This is a genomic window from Actinomyces sp. S6-Spd3, from assembly GCF_000758755.1.
In the GTDB taxonomy this organism is placed as follows: domain Bacteria; phylum Actinomycetota; class Actinomycetes; order Actinomycetales; family Actinomycetaceae; genus Pauljensenia.
On sequence record NZ_JRMV01000084.1, the window covers coordinates 1 to 678 of the forward strand.

General features: G+C 48.5%; 1 pseudogene. It reads right to left on the reverse strand.

Features of this window, described 5'->3' with window-relative positions:
- Nucleotides 1-678 (reverse strand): annotated as a pseudogene (locus tag HMPREF1627_RS00515) (hypothetical protein); the annotation flags it as partial.

Consider the following 678-nt stretch of genomic DNA (forward strand, 5'->3'; position numbering starts at 1 on the left):
ATTCGGGCATCCTGAACCAGGTTGTCGACATGCCGTCTCTGCTTTCTCAACTCCTTAGCTTTTTCTGTCGGCGAGTTTTCGGCAAGGCGCTGTCGCAAGGTGTGCATCTCATCCTCGTCAGCACTGCTAAATAAGCAATGCTTTGTGATCTCTTCGTCAGTTGTCTCGGCATTGATGCCTTCATACCAGCGGCCTTCAGGGGTATTTTTCATGTCAGCGGAGATATCCGGTTTTCTTGGCTGGCACTGACGAATCTCAGCTTCTAGAGCTGAGGCAACTTTTTCGCATGCGAGAATCAGAGAGCTGAAAACGGATAGTATCGGTGGCTCGTAGCTCGCCTCATCTTCATTGTTAACAAAAACCGTGCCAAACGAAGTATCGAAAATGTCAACAGTACTGAGAGTTTCGCCGGTGTCGTTCCCATCCCAATGGTGGGTTTTGAGTACGCCGCCCTGTTCGTACGTAATGTGAGCTTCCTGTGCTTCTTCCTTGGACCCATATATATTTTTGTGGATAATGCCTGGCTCGCGGGCACCACATACATGTTTGAGGATTCTGACGTAACCCGACTTTCCTGATCCGTTATTGCCATAAACAACAGTGAGATTACTGCTACCAAACTCGAGTGGATTTTTTGGAGCGAGGGCGTTTACGCCTTTAATACCGCTGATTGAACGC